The organism is Nocardia terrae (assembly GCF_009760405.1).
In the GTDB taxonomy this organism is placed as follows: domain Bacteria; phylum Actinomycetota; class Actinomycetes; order Mycobacteriales; family Mycobacteriaceae; genus Nocardia; species Nocardia terrae.
The window spans coordinates 567,451-584,741 of record NZ_WRPP01000005.1 but is presented as its reverse complement, the minus strand read 5'-3'; the positions used below and the strand labels follow the sequence as shown (position 1 = coordinate 584,741).

At 65.3% G+C, this 17,291-nt stretch carries 12 protein-coding genes and 1 pseudogene; 10 read left to right on the top strand and 3 right to left on the bottom strand.

Annotated features, from left to right (window positions below; genetic code table 11):
- Nucleotides 1–11 precede the first annotated feature (11 nt).
- The 9 genes from GPX89_RS26780 (at nucleotide 12) to GPX89_RS26740 (ending at nucleotide 12,974) form a co-directional block, all read left to right on the top strand.
- Nucleotides 12–344, top strand: a complete 333-nt coding sequence (locus tag GPX89_RS26780) for a hypothetical protein (protein WP_157390400.1) — start codon at nucleotides 12–14, stop codon at nucleotides 342–344.
- A gap of 277 nt (nucleotides 345–621) precedes the next feature.
- The gene (locus tag GPX89_RS26775) at nucleotides 622–1,119 is read left to right on the top strand and encodes a hypothetical protein (protein ID WP_157390399.1); all 498 of its coding nucleotides are present in this window, start codon (nucleotides 622–624) and stop codon (nucleotides 1,117–1,119) included.
- Between the two features lie 17 nt (nucleotides 1,120–1,136).
- Entirely contained in the window at nucleotides 1,137–3,266 is a 2,130-nt protein-coding gene (locus GPX89_RS26770) for a hypothetical protein (protein WP_157390398.1), read from the top strand.
- An 8-nt stretch (nucleotides 3,267–3,274) separates the two neighbouring features.
- Nucleotides 3,275–4,837 (top strand): SCO6880 family protein, encoded by a 1,563-nt coding sequence (locus GPX89_RS26765; RefSeq protein ID WP_235948041.1) that lies wholly within the window; start codon nucleotides 3,275–3,277, stop codon nucleotides 4,835–4,837.
- A gap of 13 nt (nucleotides 4,838–4,850) precedes the next feature.
- Complete coding sequence (locus GPX89_RS26760; RefSeq protein WP_157390396.1) at nucleotides 4,851–6,398, top strand: ATP/GTP-binding protein; 1,548 nt, start codon at nucleotides 4,851–4,853, stop codon at nucleotides 6,396–6,398.
- 490 nt (nucleotides 6,399–6,888) lie between these two features.
- Nucleotides 6,889–8,292 carry a type IV secretory system conjugative DNA transfer family protein gene (locus GPX89_RS26755; protein ID WP_235948245.1) on the top strand — a complete coding sequence of 468 codons (1,404 nt, stop codon included), beginning with the start codon at nucleotides 6,889–6,891 and terminating at the stop codon, nucleotides 8,290–8,292.
- Nucleotides 8,285–8,773 (top strand): hypothetical protein, encoded by a 489-nt coding sequence (locus tag GPX89_RS26750; protein WP_157390394.1) that lies wholly within the window; start codon nucleotides 8,285–8,287, stop codon nucleotides 8,771–8,773. Before GPX89_RS26755 ends, GPX89_RS26750 begins: the two co-directional genes overlap by 8 nt.
- Nucleotides 8,774–8,779: 6 nt before the next feature.
- Nucleotides 8,780–10,156, top strand: a complete 1,377-nt coding sequence (locus GPX89_RS26745; protein WP_157390393.1) for a DUF1173 family protein — start codon at nucleotides 8,780–8,782, stop codon at nucleotides 10,154–10,156.
- Nucleotides 10,157–11,678: 1,522 nt separating this feature from the next.
- Nucleotides 11,679–12,974 carry a hypothetical protein gene (locus GPX89_RS26740; protein WP_157390392.1) on the top strand — a complete coding sequence of 432 codons (1,296 nt, stop codon included), beginning with the start codon at nucleotides 11,679–11,681 and terminating at the stop codon, nucleotides 12,972–12,974.
- 452 nt (nucleotides 12,975–13,426) lie between these two features.
- Here GPX89_RS26740 and GPX89_RS26735 read toward each other — a convergent pair whose 3' ends face one another.
- Nucleotides 13,427–14,059, bottom strand: a complete 633-nt coding sequence (locus GPX89_RS26735; protein ID WP_157390391.1) for a class I SAM-dependent methyltransferase — start codon at nucleotides 14,057–14,059, stop codon at nucleotides 13,427–13,429.
- A gap of 31 nt (nucleotides 14,060–14,090) precedes the next feature.
- The gene (locus tag GPX89_RS26730) at nucleotides 14,091–15,569 is read right to left on the bottom strand and encodes an MFS transporter (protein WP_157390390.1); all 1,479 of its coding nucleotides are present in this window, start codon (nucleotides 15,567–15,569) and stop codon (nucleotides 14,091–14,093) included.
- Between the two features lie 130 nt (nucleotides 15,570–15,699).
- Here GPX89_RS26730 and GPX89_RS26725 point away from each other — a divergent pair, with 130 nt between their 5' ends.
- Nucleotides 15,700–16,272, top strand: coding sequence for a helix-turn-helix domain-containing protein (locus GPX89_RS26725; protein WP_157390389.1), 573 nt, complete (start codon nucleotides 15,700–15,702; stop codon nucleotides 16,270–16,272).
- 132 nt (nucleotides 16,273–16,404) lie between these two features.
- Here the strand turns inward: GPX89_RS26725 and GPX89_RS26720 are convergent.
- Nucleotides 16,405–16,964, bottom strand: a pseudogene (locus GPX89_RS26720) (enoyl-CoA hydratase-related protein); the annotation flags it as partial.
- Between the last annotated feature and the right edge of the window lie 327 nt (nucleotides 16,965–17,291).

Genomic DNA, 17,291 nt, shown 5'->3' with positions numbered 1-17,291 from the left:
TCACTATCGGGATGGGTGCTGGCCTGATCGTCTGTGTGGCGCCTACGGCCTCGGCGCAGATCACGAACCCGCTGGGTGGTATCCGTCCGGACTTCGGGCTCTTCGATGGTGCGTTGGACTCGTCGTGGAAACGGATCGTGGCGTTCCTGTGGGCGCTGGTCGTGATCGGTGCGGCGGTGCGGGTGATCGTCGGCGCGTTCAAGGTCAAACGCGCCAAGGCCCGCGGTTACACGAACGATCTCGCCGAAGGTAGCGAGGAACTTCAGGATGCCCTGATCTCCCTGGGCCTGGTCGGGCTCGCATCCCCGCTCGTGGCCACCGTTCTGTTCGTGGTCGGCGGCTGAACCTCTCGAGTGAGGAGGAACCGTGATGCGCACATACGGCAAACGATTCGCGCAACTATCCCCGGAATCCGCGTCCGCAACCTCGGCCGCGTTCGGCAAATCGGACTCGATCAGAAGACATCCTCGGAGGTCTGTGCGCCGGTGGCTGATGGTCGCCCTGGCGACGGTCTCTGTAAGTGCTGCAGGTCTTTTCGTCATCGGTTCCTGTGGCTCGCGGGCAGGAGATGGCCATGGGCTGACGGGTACGGTGCGGGTCGCGCACGGGCCGACCGCAACCGTGGACGGTGTTCCGGTCGGATACGCCCGCGATCGGGCGGGTGCGGAGACCGCGGCGGTGAATGCTGTGCAGGCATTGACCCAAGCCGGTGAAGGACGCATCCGGATGGAGACGGTGGAGCGCGCGGTCGTTGCTCGCGATCCCGGACCGGGGCTGCGGCGTTCGCTGGGAATCGGCGCGGACCGAGCTGCCGACCGCGATGTGGTCAACCTTGTTCCGGCGGCCGTATCGGTCCTGGAGCTCTCGCGGTCGGCCGCGCGGGTGAGCGTATGGACGGTCGCGGTGTCCCGGTCATCGATCGGCGACGGGGACCCGGCATCGGTGATCACCGCGTGGGCGACTCACACCGTGTCGCTGGTGTGGGAAAAAGACGACTGGAAGGTCAAGGAGCTTGGCTCCGCGACCGGACCGACGCCCGAGCAGGCCGTGGCTCCGGGTGCGCAGTCGCCGCTGAGCGGGGCGCTCGAATCGGGCTACTACAGCTTCTACATCAACTGAAAGGCGGTGATCAGGCCATGCGCGCACGACGATTCATCGGCGTACTCTTTGCTGCGGCAGCGGTATTCGCCGCTTTGATGTATTCGGTGGGGATCGCCGCCGCGGCTCCTGTGACCACACCGGTGTCGACGGGAACGCTGCCGGATGGATTCCCGGCTGATCTGCGTCAATTCGTCTCTGACACAGACGAATTCCGGGCGGCCTGGTTCTCGGGCGTCTGTGCTGACCGGGGCGGTGACGTCGGTGCCTACGTGAATGCGGTGATGCCGGTGGAGGATCGGCTGCTGTATTGGACCGCTGACGACAAACAGAAAGCTCAGTTGCTGGGCGGCGACCTGCCCGATAGGCAGACTGCGGTACAAACCTTGATCAGCCAGCATGGTGAACCACCGAAGGACATGTTGCCGAGGGTTTTTCCGGCCGGCGACCCCGAGTATCGGATGCCTGCACCGGCCTGCGCTGATGATCTGAAACGGTGGACGGGCCGTCCGGCCTGGAAGGTGTGGGGCTTCGACTGGGCCACCCACCCCGACGACCAATCGATGACCGCGATCCGTGCGCAACTCGGCGGGCAGAAGGTCCCCGACCAGGTCTGGACCGATCCGTGCCACGTCGGCTTCGCCTATTGCAGCCACGCCTTCTTCGTCGACTGCGCGGGCTCGGACCCCGCCAACGGTGATCAAACCCATTGTCTCGTATGGAATCGCGCGGTGGGCAAGCTGTTCGGTGGCACCGCCAACTGGCTCGACCAGAACACGACTCTGTCCGACCGGATCGAGAAGGTCGTCGATGCGGCGGTCGGATCGCAATTCGCCGGTGGGGCGGCGATCGCGTCGGGATTCGGTTGGCTGTGGAAGGTCGGCTCGTCGGTGGCGCGTTTCGTCGACAACCCGGAGAGCGTCATCGATGACTGGGCAAATTCGTCGAAAGACAGTGCGGTCGAACTGAGCTCGCGGGTGCTGGACGGGCTGGCCAGTGTCGGCCGATTCGATCCGACAGCGGAGTGGTTCTTGCACTGGTATGCCCTGAGCACAGGTATCGGTGTGATCGTCATGGGTGCGATGACGTTGCTCGCGCTGTGGCGCGCCGCCGCAAAGGGCGAAACCATCAAAACGATCAGCGCCGACCTGTTCGGCTATATGCCCGCCGGGGTGCTGCTGATGCTGTTCGCGCCGATGTTCGCGACCTTGCTGGTGACGCTCGCCAACGACGCCTCCGATGCGATTACTCGTGCGGCCGGCCCGGATATGGGACACATGATCACCAATCTGCAGATGTTCACCGGCAAGCTCACTTCCAAGGACCTGGTTGGGGGCACCCTGGTCGGACTGCTGCTGTTTCTACTCTTGATCGCCGGAGCGCTGGCGGTGTTCTTCGGCCTGCTCATGCATCAGGTCGCATTGCCCATGTTGGCGGTGGCGTCGGGCATCGGATTCGGGATGTGGGTGCATCCGCATTGGCGGCGCAAGGCACTGCGGCCGGTGCTGTTGTTCGTCGCGATCGTGTTTTCCAAGCCGCTGCTGTTCCTGTTGCTGGCGACCATGACCGGGCTACTGAACTCCGCTTTGACCGAGGGTGGCACAGGCCAGGAGCAGCTCGGCGTCCTGGGGCAATTGTGTTTGGTGGTCGTCGCGTTCCTTGTGGTCGGGTTGGCGCCGTGGACGTTGTTGCGGTACGCGCCGCTGTTGCCCTCACGGTCGGATGCCGCCGGCTTCGGACAGTCCGGTTCGCTGATGGCCGGCGCGGTCGGTGGTGCCGGCACAGCGATGTGGTGGACCGGTCGCGGTCGCGGCGGGCGTGGCAGTGGACGCTCCGGCCGAGGAAGCGCAGGAGGCGGCCGGTCCGAAGGGACTGGGCGTGAGGAAGGCAGCGCCGAGCACACGAAGGACGGAGGAAACACTGGGGCATCGCCAACGGCCGCACGGTTTTCCGGCACGTTGAGCGCGAACACCGCAGCGAAGTCTCATCGGGGCAGGGAAGCGGCGCGGACAGCGCTGGGTGGGATCGGCTCCGTCGCTCGTGGTCTCGGCAAGACGGCGATGATCGCCTCACCCATCGCAGCGCAAGCGGCGTCGGGGGCGTTGAACAAGGCGCGCAGCACCGCCGAAGCCGCGCCCGGTGAAGCTGAGCCGGGGAGCGACCAATGAGTGCGGGCATGCGCACGTCGATTCTCGGCGGGGAGATCGCCCGCCGCAGCTGGCTGGGGTTATCGCGGCCGGTCTTGACCGCCTGGGCGCTCAATATTGTTGCCGCGCTGGCCATCTACATCCTCGGGGGTGGGCAAGCGTGGGCCATCGCCACCGCATTGGGTCTCTTGATCACGGTGTTCGCGACCACGATGGAATGGCGGGACAAACCTTCCTACGCGTCACGGCGAGCCCACGAGCTGCGCACCTGGAGCAGGTATCGCCGTGGCGAACACGTCTACCGCAATCCCGGCGACCCCGCTCACGGGGACCCCGACCTGGATCCGGGCTGGGAGTTGCCGCCGCCGTTGGGCAATACCGCACCGCTGCCGGTGACCGGCACCGGCTTGGATGACATGTTCATCCTGCGCCACGCGAATCCGGGGGAGCGCCACTACTATTCGGTGGTCATCGCTGTCGACGGCATCGCCGACGGGCTGCGTGGCGACACCGCCTACGCCGCCATGTCGATGGCGTTCGGGACGTTCCTGGCGCAGATGGCGCGCACCAGCTCCCACGTGCGCGGTCTGCAGTTGCTGCACCGCAGCGTCCCGCATGATATGACCCGCCATACTCGATGGGCGCACGGGCGGGTCGCGCGACTTCAGGATGCACGACTGCTACCGGCCGTGGAGTCCTACGGCACCTTGATCGATACCGTGTCCCCCCTCGCGGAAGAACATCGGTCCTTCCTGGTGTTGCGCTTTCCTCAGACCGAGGCGTTCATGGCAGACACCGCGCGGTTGGCTCGGGCTAAATCAGCGCCGATCGCCGGTGGTATCGCTCAGGTCGTGCGCGACGAAACCGAACGTGCCGCACGACTATTGGCGATGGCGGGCATGGGACGTGTCGATGTTCTCGGCGAACGCAGGGCGTGTGCGGTCATCCGCGCTCTACTCGACCCGAGCCGCAAGATCGACCGGCACCGTGACGCCGCCTGGGGGACATGTTGGCCCAGCTACATCGGCGGCCGCGACTGCGTCGCGATCGGCCCGAACCAGCAGTGGCGCACCCGCGTCGGGCACATTCGGCCCCGTGCCATCGAGCCCGTCACGTTGGGGCCGTTGTGGCTGGCGCCGTTGCTCACCGGTGTCGACGCCGACCCTGGCGACGACGATCTGCCCCCGATGCCGACCATCCGCACCCTGAGCGTGCGCCTGGATTTCGTGCCCGCCCATCGTGCGCGTGCCGCCACGAAGGGCGACGTCACGGCCGACCAGGCTCGCAAGGCCAAAGAGCAGGAGAAGGGCAAGCTCGACGACGGCTCCACCGAAGTGCTGGCCAGCGCCTCCGAGCGCCGCCGCCACGACCTCATGCCGGGCTCCGGCCACCACGGCGCCATTTACACCGCCTCCATCGCGGTCACCGGGCGCGACCCCGACGATCTCGACCGCGCCTGCCTGCGCGTCACCGAAGCCGCCAACGACTCCGCGATCACCGAAATCGACTGGTGCACCGGCGATCACGACGTCGCGATGTTCACCACTCTCCCGTTGGCCGGCGGATTGGCCGCCACCCCGCACACCCGCTGATTGGAGGTGCCCCATGCTGCGATACCACCGAGCCGGCGCATCGAGCCAGCCCGACGAACAAGGCAGTCGCGCCCGGCGCGGCCGGACAGCGACCACCGGATCCGCTCATGGCGACGTCGCGGACCTGCCGCGGCGACCAGCGCCGCGCCGCGCTCGATGGCTGGACCGCTACGGCTGGTACGAGCCACGCAGTGAAGGCGCATGGACAACCACCCGCCAGGCAGAGGCATGGAATCTAGCCACCAGCCGCCGCCGTGTCCGCCAAGACGGAGTGCTGGCGGGGCTCAACACCATCTCGCAGGAGCTCGAGATCGTCGACGCGTTCGCCGCCTATGGTGATGAGACCTCCGGCATCAACGTGTGCGTGATCGGTGACATCGGTCGCGGCAAATCGTCCTGGATCAAAACCGTATGTGTACTGCGGCAACTCGTCGCGGGCCGCCAAGTCGTCGTGCTGGACAAAAAGCCCCAAGCCGGCCGCGGCGAATATACCCCGCTCGCGGAAGCTCTTGGCGCGGAGAGCATCCGGTTCAAAGTCGGAGGATCCGGTGCCCGCCTCAACTTGCTGGACCCCGCCATCAGTGCCGGTGGTCTGCATAGCGGCGGCCTCGACGGTGTGGTGCCCGCCGGGCAGGAAGCGCTCGTGCTGGCCGTGCTCACCGACGCTATGGGACGCGAACTCGACGAGAAGGAGAAAGCGGCAGTCGGTGCTGGACTCGGTCTGGTCAACGCCGACGCCCGTGCTCGAGGTCGTGATCCGGTGATCCGGGAACTGGCGATGCGCCTGCTGGATCCCGTACCTGATGACGGGCACGGCTTCGGCGGACGCTGGAGTGACCGCGCCCTGGAATGGGGCCTCGAGCCCGGACTGGCGCTGCTGCGCCTTGCGGACCGCGACCTGCGCGGCCTGGTGGACGCACCCACCAGCCCCGCGGTCCGTGACGCCCTCGACACCCATCCACTGGTCCATCTGGACCTGTCCGCGTTGCCGACCGACGGGCCCGCACTGCGGGTGGTGATGACCACGGCGAACACGTGGTTGGCCAACAAGCTGGCCGCGCGCTCGGCCGCGCACGAACAGACCATTCTCGTTGTCGAGGAAGGCTGGCATGTCGCGGTCGGCTCTACCGGTGAGGTCTTCCGATCGAATCTGAAACTCTCGCGCGGCCTTGCGCTTTCGACGGTCAGCGCTTTCCATCACCCTGCCGACACGCCCGCGGATTCCGCGGCACGGTCGCTGATGGCCGAAGCGTCGATCGTGGTCTTGTTCGGGCAAGCCCGCGCCGACGACGCCGCCGAAACCGCCCGCCTGTACCGACTCCCGCCCGGGACCGAGGACACCCTGATGCGGCTGGGCCGAGGCCAGGCGCTGGTCAAGATCGGGTCCCGCGATCCGATCCTGGTCACCCACATCCGTTCGCCGTTCGAGGCTGAACTCACCGACACAGACGCGGCGATCACCGGGCAAGTCAGCGGGTTCGCGGATACTGACGTCCTCGCGCTGCGAGACCTGTCCCGAGCGAACACCGACCCTGCTCCGGCAGAGGGTAAGCCGTCATGAGCAGCCGACGCCGAATCCCGCACCCGATACGACGTGAGCCCCTTCTCCCGGCCGGGCTGACGCTGGCTGGCTATCTCATCACCACGGTGATAGCCGGGGTGTTCGGCGGCGGCGCACTGTCTGGCGCAATCGCTGGCCACGGATTCGGAATCGTTGCGCCAGACGGCATGTCAGCGACACTGATTCAGCTCCTGGCACAGCCTGACGACCCTGCCGCTGCGTGGCCACACGACCCGCGGCCTGGCCCGGCTTGGCTGTGCTGGCTGTGCATTTTCGTCACCGCAGGGCTGTGGTGCACGGTGATCGGCCTGGCAGGCAGCGAAATCGACGCGCGAGTCCGTCGCCGCCACCGCGACGGTCTTGCCGGTTCGGCCGACCTGCATCACCTCGGTCTCGACGAGCACGCTGCTGCCCATAAGGCGGCACGTGAGTTTCCGCGACTGGCCGGACAACGGCCGGACCGGAGGAGGGCAGGTTTGCGTTGGCGGCGATGATGAAAGCATTTGCCAGGCAGGGCAAAACGAATCGTCCGCCCCTCGCTGTGGATGTCGGTTGCCTCGTCGAGCAGCCGCGTCGACACGTGTGGCTGCAGCATCGCGACGGCGTGATCGTGCACGGCCCCACCGGAGCGGGCAAGACCTGGCGGGTGGCGTGGCAGCGGGTCATCGACGCACCCGGATTCGTGCTCGCCACCACGACCAAAGCCGACCTCGTCGCCGCCACTCTCACCGAGCGCGCCGCACGGGGGCGGGTTGCGGTGTTCGACCCCGAACGCCTCACCGGATGGCCGGCCGGTATCGCCTGGTCGATCCTGGCCGGCTGCACCGACCCCGATACCGCCATTCGCCGCGCCGATGCCCTTGCGCGGGCGATGCCCTTGGAAGGCACCCGCAATGGCGCGTATTTCGAGCAGAAGGCCGCCACCATGTTGCGCTGCTGCCTGCACGCGGCAGCGCTGCGCGAGCTCTCGATTCGCGAAGTCCGCGTTTGGGTCTCCGCACGCACCAACCACACGCCTGTCGACATCCTCGCCGACACGCTGCCCGATTGGGCCAGCGAACTCGACCAAATCTTGTCTTCGGCAAGCGAATCCAGTGACGATGTGCTCGCCGCGGCGTCGCGGCTGCTGGAACCATTGGCGTCGCCGACGCTGCTGGCCGCGGTGGATATCCCGGTGGAGCAGTCCTTCGACGTGGCCGAATTCGTTCTGTCCGGCGTGAACACGCTGTACCTGGTCTCCAAAGGCACGTCACGGTCGATGGCACCGTTTGTTGCCGCACTCGCCACGGAGGTCCATCACGTCGCGGACCGCGCCTCGCAGCGTGCGCCGAGTAAGCGGCTGGATCCGCCGGTGCGGCTCGTGCTGGACGAAATGAACAATGTCGCACCGATTCCCGATCTGCCCCAGATCATGACCGACTCCGGTGGCAAAGGAATCATGGTCTGGGCCTTCGCGCACAACCAGGATCAGAACGAACTCCGGTGGGGTGCCGAAGGGGGCAGGGTCTTGGCCCAGTCCGCGCCCGCCATGCTCGTGCTGCCCGGCTTGCGTGGCGTCGAGGAGCTCTCGGCATTGTCGCGGTTGATCGGGGAGCGGCGTCGTTGGGAAGCCAGCCTGCACGAAGGGTCGCGCACCTACTCCCTGCATGACGACACCGTGCTGCGCGCCGATGAAATCCGGGAACTGGCCAGCGATCACGCGTTGCTGATCTACCGCAACGCACCCGCCATGCTGCTGAGTTTGCCCAGCGTCTGGGAGTACGCGCCCTGGCGGCACACCGTGACCGCGTCCACCCGTGTCTTCGACGACATCGTTGCGGGGCGGCGACCACCGCCACGACCCGAGCACTCAGACCCTCAGCGTCGCAGGGAAGGAGGACCAGGTGATGAATAGCCCACTAGCGCAACCCGATCGCGAGGCCGACGGTTCTTCGTCACGGCTGTGGCCGTGCCGCTACAGCTGGCGGGACCTGGATCAGCAAGGCGCGGCACAACTGTGGACGGAACTGATCGACTGGGTCGACTGGTTGCGCCACCGCTACCAACTCGGCTCCAGAGTCCCGGCCTGCTGGTACCGCCACGACTCGGTGGTCGAAGAACTCACTGCCCTGATGGCCGCGCACAGCGCCGCGTACCGGTGCGACCGCGACGCTATCGACCTGCCGCGCGAGGACCTGACTGCCTGGCACACCCAATGGCTGTGGCCGGTCATGGAGCGCCTCACGCGCAACAGCGACTTCTCTGCCTGCCGCCCACATCACTGCCGCTCACAGAATCATCCACAACCTGTGCATGCTGACCTCGAGGGATTTGTTGCCGAGGACATCGCCACCCACGTCCCGCGCACCGCGGAGCCCACCATCGGTGGGCGGTGAGTGCGGATGTACGCCATCGACGATCAGCTCATCGACCGGTTCCACATCTGCGACGACTACCTGCAGCCACTGCTGGCGGCCGTGCACCGCAGCCCAGGACGGCGACCCCGATGCTTGTGCAGCGCAACCGAAACCGGGGGCGTCGACATGTACGTCGCTCGCATCGGCGGACGCTACGTGCTCAAACGAATGCCCGGTACGGGACCCCACCACGCGCCGGCATGCCCGTCATTCACCCCGCCCGTCGAACTGACCGGCCTCGCACCGCTGATCGGCACCGCCATCCGCGAACAACCCGGGACTGGGCTGACCCGCCTCACCCTCGGATTCCCATTGACCCGTCACCCGGCACGGGCATCCACCGCCACCACCGGTCAATGTGATGCCGCAGCAGAGAACGAATGCGACAATGCCAAGCTCAGCCTGCGTGGATTGCTGCACTTACTGTGGGACGAAGCCGAATTCGTCCGATGGGTACCCGCGATGGCCGGTCGGCGCCGCTGGCCTGCCATCCGCCGATACGTCCTCCTGGCCGCCGATGCGAAGGCGACCAAGAGTCGCACGCTTGCTGAACTCCTGTGGCTACCAGAACCATTCACCGTGGCAGAGAAGATCGACATCGCCGCGCGGCGCGCCACAATGTTCGCTCCCTACGCCGCGTCGGGCAGACATAAGCGACTGCTACTCGGGCTCGGCGAAGTCAAAGACATCGGTGCCGCCCGTTTCGGACGACACAAGCTGATCGTCAAACACGCCCCGGACTGTCCGTTCATCCTCAACCCCGAGACGCTGGCCATCCTGCATCGGAACTTCGCAACCGAACTCGGCCTGCGGCAGGCGCTGCCGGACACCAAGCTGATTGCACTGTTCACCTTCGGCATCACAGACGCCGGAGTTGCCGTCGCCGACCGGGTCGCGTTGATGAACGTGACCGCCGACTGGATTCCCTTCGAATCCGTCTTCGAACACACGCTGGTCACCGGCCTGGTCGCCCGCAGCCGTCGATTCCGAAAAGCCATGCGCTACAACCAGCCTGCCACCCACGCGCTCGCGGCGCTGATCCTCACCGACACCGATCCGCCCACCGCGTGTTACCTCATCTCAGCGGCCACAAACGGTGCCCCGGCACCCAACGACCCGAACCTGCCACTGGCGCAGTGGATTTGGAACACATCCATACAGGCAATGCCTCAAATTCCAGCACCGATCACCGCTGTGAGCGCAGCCGGTCCGCGCCGAGTATCGACCACGAATCCCGCCGCCGAGGAGGCGTACGACCCAACCTTTGCGAAGGAGGCCCAGTCATGGACGAAACACACGACAGCCCAGATGAATTCACCGAAAGCCGACTGCGCGAAGACTTCCGACACCTCTTCCAGATGACGGTGATGCAACAGTGGGCGATCGTCTCCGAAACCCAGCATCAGCAGCTTATCGGCGCGATCGACATCATCACCGGACGGTGGCGTGAGGCACCTTCCCCATGGGGCGAACACTGGAAGCACCTGATAGCCGCCGCGGACGAATGGGTGACAAGCCCCGACCGTATGCAACAGATGCTCGACGCCATTGCAGTCGACTACGCGCGTACCGGCGCCACTGAGATCGCCAGCCCGATCGGAGTCCGAAACCTGCTGATGGCAGGCGAACTCGTTCGATCCTGTCCCACCGACCTCGGCGTCGCCTACGACCCACGAACTCCCGACCACATCGACCCCGCCTTCGGCTACCTCACCAGCTACCGGACCGTGGGCACCGCCACAGTCTGGAAATCGCTGCCGAGCTGGTCGAGTGCCCGCCGATGGTTGATCACCGAAGCCGCGGCCACAGACCCTCGAGCCCGCGTCGACGTCACCATCACGGGGCCGGACCCGCTCTCCGGCGCCGCCACACGACCACTCATGACCGGCACGGGCCTGACCGCCCGTGAACTCCGAGAACATCTCAGCCACATCGATTCCGTTCTGGGTACAGCGCCGATCCCCGTCGATCCGGGCGCACAAGCCTGGCTCGACGAGCTGCGCTTCGATGTGCTGTGCGACGCGTACCGGGACACCGTGCGCGAGCAGGTCAACCCTTGGGCGGTCGGACGCCGATACGAGCACTACGTCCGTGCTGACGACCTCCGCGCGGACATCATCTACTTCGCCGACCGCGCCGACCTCCACGCCACCGTGCACGAAGAACCCGACCAGCGAGCCGGCGTCATTGGAAGCCGCCTGGATGAGATCAGGCGCAGCGTCGGCGAAGTCGATGCCGACTGGTTGACGCCACCGCGCACGAGCACCTGGCTAGATGACGCTGTCGACGACGCCCGTCGCCGACTCGAAGAGTTGGTCACCGAGGGCCTGCGACTCACCTACATCGATCCGGTGCAACCTCGTTCGGCCACCATCGTGGGATTCGATGATGGCCGGTGGTACCTCCAGCCCACGCTCATCGCGACCGACGATAAAACGACCACTTGTGACGCACCGGCTCGCACCTTTTCCACCTGCGACGACCTCCTCGCCGCGCACAAGGCATCGGGACCATCGATGTTCGAACCAATAGCAGTAGATGTGCCCGATGTCGTCGCGACCCAGCTGCGGGAATTCGATAGCGATCTCGTCGCACTCCGCAGCGACCTGGCCATCGCGACGCACCTCCGTGATGCCGTCCGTGCGAACACGCCCTATCTGATGCGGCCCGACCAAGTACACACCCATGCCCCGTCCCGGGCCGCGCAGCGCACCGCAGTCAGCCGAGACGCGAACCGGATCACCTTGACCGAAACCCCGGAATCCGAACATCCGGCTCCACCACAACAACCCGGAAAAGCGCCTCAGACCAGGCGAAGACAGTCACCCAGGTCGACTGACCGCCAGCACCGTCGGCGGCTGTGACCGCGGGAAGGCGGGTCCTCATGAACCACCCCATACCTCAGCCCGGCCCGTCATGGGGCGATTCCATCGACGCCATCCGGACCTTGGTGCAGGCTCAGGACCTCCGTGCCGCCAAACAACAACTGCGCCAACTGCAAACGAGCGCCGATGACGCGACCTGGGCCATGATCGTGGAAATCGCGAACACCCTACGATTCAAGACCCACCCGATCGCGGTCACGAAACTTCGGAAACTCTGGCGCGACAACGAACAATACCGTCCCCTTATCGAAGCATGCGTCCCCAAAGCCGGAGAACACCAACATATTCCGGAGCCGGCACACCCGTACCCTGGGATTGCGGACGAAGCTCCCGGTAATCGGAGTGGAAAGGTCGACCAACGAGTCGATCCGAACAAACGCGTCGACCCGAGCCAACGAGTCCGGACCCCGAACACCAAGGTCATCGACGATTACGAGAAGACCCTGGCTCGGGACGAACGCGACGACCCAGGCACACCGCGCCCCAAACCGATCACCGACCGACATGACTACGACTTCGACGCCCTGACCCATGTCGCCACCACTCTGTGTGTGTCCTGCCGATTGGAACGCGCCGCCATCGACCGGCACACCGACCGCGTCCAGGCGGGCCGCGGCGACGACGGCCTTTGTGGAGAGTGTCGAAGCTTGGGACGCCTTGGCCTGCCTGAACTTCCACCAGGCCACAGCCTCGCCGACCAAACCCATGCACGCCTTGAATTCCTTGCCGAACACTTTCCCACCCAAGGGCGCGGAATCTTTCGGCAGGAGTGGCGCTACGCCGATCGGCACGTACGCCCCATCGTCAGTGCCTGGGTAAAGGCCCACACAAATCCTGCACCTGAGCCCGAAGTCATCCGTCAGAGGAACGAGTCAACGGATCTCAACGGCTGGTGCGAAAACTGCGGCGACTATCGCCAACTCGTGCCAACCCACGCCAGCTCCGACCGTGGCAAGAAGCTGTGCTTCGACTGTGAACCGCGCTACCGCTCCGGCATCAACATCGAAGCCCGACACTCAATGTACGCCGCAGGACCGGCGCGTGAAACCCAGCGCTCCCTGGCAGGCATATCTAACCCAATGTCGGCGAAAGTAGCTGGCAATCAAGAGGAGTCACGGCAGAGTGCCTTGCTACCCTCGATCGGGGGGCAGGGCGTCAGTGATCCTGCGGCAGAGTATCGCAAGAGAATGGTCGAGAGCGCCCGCGAGAAGGCCAGGGCCGCTGCGCAGGAACGCCGACGCGCGATGGGGCGTCAGTCGACTGGCGTGTCGCGAACACGCTCGGTTCGGCGCTAACGTTGGAAGTGAAGTTGACCGCTGTGCTGGCGTAACGCCTGTGCCATTCAGGCGGCGTGACACCCGTTTTCGAGGTGATCGGCAATAGTGAACCGGCTGATTTCTGGAGGAGGTCGAGCTGTTGATCGGAGGCTTCGACATCAGTGGCATCGGCGGTAACGAGGCGTCGTCCAGCGGGGACCCTTGGCGAAGAGCTCGTCTCGATGGAGTCGATTCGGTAGGCCGCCGCAGTGCGTCGAGTCGGAGCCGTCTAATCGTCAGATCAATCGCTGTGCGGGCAAAGGGGCACATGTCGGCCAGCGCTATTCCTGTCTGCGCTCCCGGCTGGACTATTTGACCCCGGCCGAATAAGCGCACCTAACTCGGCGGGGCCTAGTTTTCCTCTGCCATGTAGTCGCGCTACGGCTGTCGCCGGTGTCGAACCAGCCACCAGCGTCGGCCACATTCGGCTTTCAGCGGGTTCGGCGTATTGCGAGGACGTTGTCGGTGACGGTTGCGGTTTGCCCCTGAGGACCGACGGCGGTGCGTTGGGGGGCGTGGCATCGCTCGACGTGCCAGCTATCGGTGAGGTTGAGTTCGGTCAGGACTTGTTCGGGGGGAGGGAAATCAACGTGCTGGTCGGCATGCCAGGACCAGGGTGCGACCGAGGCGTGTTCCACCACGACGAACAGCCCACCCGGTGCGACCGATTCGGTAGCACGGCGTAGCACCTGTGCACGGGGGATTTCGATGGGGGTGTGGAAGTAGATGGCGCAGACGAGGTCGAACTCGCCGGTGGGGAAGGTTCGGGCAATGTCGTGGCGGGCCGTGTGGACCCGGTCGGCCACGCCAGCGGCCTCGGCCCCCGCGGCGACGCGTTCCAGGGCTTTGGCCGAGATGTCGGTGGCGGTGACGTCCCAGCCGAGGGTGGCGAGCCAGATCGCATCGCCGCCGTGTCCGCAGCCCAGATCCAGAGCCGTGCCAGGGGCGGTCGTGAGGGCTGTGACGATCTCGGCCAGCACAGCGTTCGGATTGGTTCCCCACTGTGGATCGAGGCCGGAGTAGTGGCTCTCCCAGAAGGTCGCGGAATCAGTGGCATTGCTCATGGTCAAATCCTTTCTGTCAGAAGGTGATTGGTCAGATCGTGGGTGGTGTCGACATCGTGCTGTCTTGATTGTCGCGGATGAGTAGGCCGACGGCCGTGAGTGCGAGACTGAACAACACAGCGCTGGCGAGAAAGGCGATGCGATAGCCATGGACATATCCGTCCAGTTGCCCCGCTCGCGACATCGCGCCACCGTGAGTGCTCAGAAGAGCGGTGAATGCCGCGATGTAGAGGGTGTTGAGCAGGGCTGGGCCGATGGCACCGCCGATCTGCTGAGTGGTGCTGATCATCGCGCTGGCCACGCCGGTGTCGGAAGGGCGGATGCCCGACAGTGCGGTGTTAGGCAAAGCGACGAAGAAGATTCCGAGCCCCAGACCGGTCAGCACCATCGCAGGCAGCACGGCCGGAATATAGCCGCTGGTGGCGCTGACCCGGAGCAGCCACAGAGTTCCGACCACGGCCACCGCGACGCCGCCGGCCATGAGCCGTTTAGGGCCTAGCGTGTTAACCAGACGGGCGCCGAAGGTGGCGGCGGCGATGATGCCGATGCTGAAGGGCAGGAACGCCAGCCCCGCCCGCAGTGGTTGGTAGCCGAGATTGATCTGGAGGTAGTAGGTCAGAAACAGCATCAGCCCGAACATGCCCGCACCGGTGAACAATGAGGCCAGGAAGGCGCCACCACGATCACGGTCCCAGATGATGCGCAGCGGAAGCAGCGGATGCGCGCTTCGATGCTCGACGATCACGAACGTCGCCAGCAGTACGAGGCCTGCCGCCAAGAGGACCCAGGTCTCCATGGTGTTCCATCCGGATTCGGCAGCGTGCGTGAAACCCCATACGACTGCGACCAAACCGGAGGTGACCAGGACAGCGCCGGGTATGTCGTAGCGGCGTGCGCCCTCGGCGCGGCTTTCCCGAAGGACCGGCAGCGCGGCCACGGCGACCACCACGGCGATCGGGGCGTTCACGAACAGGCACCACCGCCAGTTCGCGTACTCGGTGAGCACGCCACCGGCGATCAACCCGACCGTGCCACCGGCCCCCTGCAGAGCTCCGTAGACACCGAACGCCTTGGCCCGTTCTCGAGAATCAACGAAGGTGACCGCGATCAGCGACAATGCCGCTGGTGCCAGCAACGCGGCGAACGCGCCCTGCAAGGCCCGCCCCGCGAACAGGGTCCCGCCATCGGGTGCGAGTCCTGCCAGCATGGAGGCCGCAGCGAAGCCGATCAGTCCGATGAGGAAGACACGCTTGCGGCCGGCGAAGTCGACAATGCGACCGCCCAACAACAGCAGGCCGCCGAAGGTGAGAGCGTACGCGGTTACCGCCCATTGCCGGTTGGCGTCGGTGATGTGCAGATCTGCCTGTGCGTGTGGGAGGGCGATGTTGATGATCGATGCGTCGAGTACCACCATCAATGTCGCCACCGAGACAACCGCCAACGCCAGCCAGCGCCGCGGATCCGCCGCCAGAATGCTCTGGGGCGTGGCACCGGACTTCGTCATCGTCATGCAACCACTCCTCACATGGGAAACGGGCAGGTCAGAGGCTTAGCCAACGTGGCGATCGACTCGCTGTGATCACGGTGCGCCGTCGCGCGGCAAAATTGCAAAGCTTCATGCCGTTTCGGCAAGATGAGGTATGGCCAGCGCGAACAAGGACGTACTGGATGCGGTCGGTCCCCGGCTTCGCGAGTTGCGACGCCGGAACGGGATTACCCTGGCAGCGCTGTCAGAACGAACAGCGATCAACGAAAGCACTCTGTCCCGTTTGGAAAGCGGCACTCGAAAACCAACGCTGGAACTGCTGCTACCACTCGCCGAGGTCTATTCGGTCCCTCTCGACCATCTTGTCGGCGCGCCACGCATCGGTGACCCACGCATTCATTTACACCCGGTAGCCCGCGACGGCATGACCTACATTCCGCTGACTCACCCCGGTGGCGTCCAGGCATACAAGCTGCTTATCCCACCCAAACCGGCCACCGAGCCGGAGTTGAAAACCCATGGCGGATTCGAATGGATATACGTGCTCGCCGGACGGCTACGCCTCCTGCTGGGTGAGCAGAGCTTGCTGCTCGAGCCGGGCGAGGCCGCTGAATTCGACACCCACATGCCGCATTGGCTCGGTCCCGACGGCGACCACACAGTGGAGCTTCTCGTTCTGTTCGGCCGTCAAGGCGAGCGCACCCACCTCAAGGCCCGTACGCCCTGAGCTATCCCCTTGAATAGCGGCTAAGGCCACCGCGGCCATCCAACCGCAGTGGCCGCAACCTGCGTTTTGATCGGGAGTTGCGCGTTATGCGCGTCTCGGGAATCGCTCGAACTCGGGGCGGCGCTTCTCCTTCTACGCCTCCCGGCCTTCTTTCGCTTCTTCGGTGGCATAGAACAACAGGTTGGCGTCGTGGGCCAGTTGCTGGATTCCGGACAGGCCGTCCTCGGCGGCGTTGAAGCTTGCCTTCATCAGGCGCAGGGCGAATGGTGACATCTCCAGCATTTCACGACACCAGGAGACAGTCTCGCGCTCCAAATCTGCAAGTGGCACAACGGTATTGACCAATCCCATGTCTAGTGCCCGTTGTGCGTCGTACTGGCGGCACATGAACCAGATCTCCTTGGCCTTCTTCACTCCGACGAGTTCGGCGAGCAGCCCCGCGCCGAAACCACCGTCGAAGGAACCGACCTTGGGTCCCACCTGCCGCAGCGGGCGTTGTCGGCGGCGATGGTGAGATCGCATACGAGGTGGAGGACGTGCCCGCCACCGATCGCGTAGCCGGCGACCATGGCGACGACCGGCTTGGGCAGGCGCCGGATCTGGATCTGAAGGTCGGTGACATGGAAGCGGCCCACGCTGCGGGCGTCGCGCGGCTCGGTCAGGTAGCCGGTGTCACCACGGACTCGAGTGTCGCGGTTGTAAGGCAAGGCTCGGTTATTCGTACGCAAGGAATATCGCAACGCCAGCGCGGTGACTTCCTGTATCTGCTGCGCCGAGTGGAGGACAACCTGGCGGCCGTGGGTGAGTCGCTGCGCCCAGGTTTCTGACGGCTTCTCCCACCTGCGACGGCGAAGCGAATCTGCCTCCGCTACCAGAGTCGAATGAGTTCGGTTTGCCATCACCGCAATTCGCCGATGGCGGGAAGCTTCGGAGGATAGCGTGGCCCTCGGCAATCCGGTCGGACGCGGAGGCAACCGTGGCCGAGCATCGAAAAGGGTTGGTCGAGAAGGTGCGCCGCT

Coding starts and splice junctions, on each gene's coding strand:
- GPX89_RS26765 (WP_235948041.1), top strand. CDS start 3,275: ATGCGCACGTCGATTCTCGGCGGGGAGATCGCCCGCCGCAGCTGGCTG.
- GPX89_RS26730 (WP_157390390.1), bottom strand. CDS start 15,569: ATGACGATGACGAAGTCCGGTGCCACGCCCCAGAGCATTCTGGCGGCG.
- GPX89_RS26755 (WP_235948245.1), top strand. CDS start 6,889: ATGATGAAAGCATTTGCCAGGCAGGGCAAAACGAATCGTCCGCCCCTC.
- GPX89_RS26750 (WP_157390394.1), top strand. CDS start 8,285: ATGAATAGCCCACTAGCGCAACCCGATCGCGAGGCCGACGGTTCTTCG.
- GPX89_RS26745 (WP_157390393.1), top strand. CDS start 8,780: ATGTACGCCATCGACGATCAGCTCATCGACCGGTTCCACATCTGCGAC.
- GPX89_RS26735 (WP_157390391.1), bottom strand. CDS start 14,059: ATGAGCAATGCCACTGATTCCGCGACCTTCTGGGAGAGCCACTACTCC.
- GPX89_RS26740 (WP_157390392.1), top strand. CDS start 11,679: ATGAACCACCCCATACCTCAGCCCGGCCCGTCATGGGGCGATTCCATC.
- GPX89_RS26760 (WP_157390396.1), top strand. CDS start 4,851: ATGCTGCGATACCACCGAGCCGGCGCATCGAGCCAGCCCGACGAACAA.
- GPX89_RS26780 (WP_157390400.1), top strand. CDS start 12: ATGGGTGCTGGCCTGATCGTCTGTGTGGCGCCTACGGCCTCGGCGCAG.
- GPX89_RS26770 (WP_157390398.1), top strand. CDS start 1,137: ATGCGCGCACGACGATTCATCGGCGTACTCTTTGCTGCGGCAGCGGTA.
- GPX89_RS26725 (WP_157390389.1), top strand. CDS start 15,700: ATGGCCAGCGCGAACAAGGACGTACTGGATGCGGTCGGTCCCCGGCTT.